The organism is Ochrobactrum sp. SFR4, from assembly GCF_019730395.1.
Taxonomy (GTDB): Bacteria; Pseudomonadota; Alphaproteobacteria; order Rhizobiales; family Rhizobiaceae; genus Pseudochrobactrum.
Genome location: NZ_JAAPBB010000462.1, coordinates 1 through 334, shown reverse-complemented (window position 1 = coordinate 334; position 334 = coordinate 1). Strand labels below are relative to the sequence as shown.

Genomic DNA, 334 nt, shown 5'->3' with positions numbered 1-334 from the left:
ACCGGTCAGATCAGCCGGATCAAACTTGGCATTGGATTTTGACGCATGGGACGGCTCATAGCGTGCCGCCAGTTCTTCCATTGTCGCGACAGGCTCAACATTGTCGGATGTACCGGTCAGCACCGCCAGAGAGGCCACAGCCATCGGCTCCACACCGGCTTCACGCAGGCTACCTACGGACAAGGCACCGGAACGCTTTGATAGGCCCTCACCGCTTGTTGTCGTCAGCAGGTTGTGGTGGCCGAATGTTGGCACCACATCGCTCAGCGCACGGAAAATTGCAATCTGCGCACCGGTATTGGTCACGTGGTCGTCACCGCGTATAATATGGGTG

Annotated in this window: 1 protein-coding gene; it reads right to left on the bottom strand. The window is 57.8% G+C overall.

Annotated features, from left to right (window positions below; translation table 11 throughout):
• Positions 1-334, bottom strand: a 334-nt coding sequence (locus HBA93_RS19815; RefSeq protein ID WP_286202082.1) for a glutamate--tRNA ligase family protein, incomplete at both ends; no start/stop codon positions are given.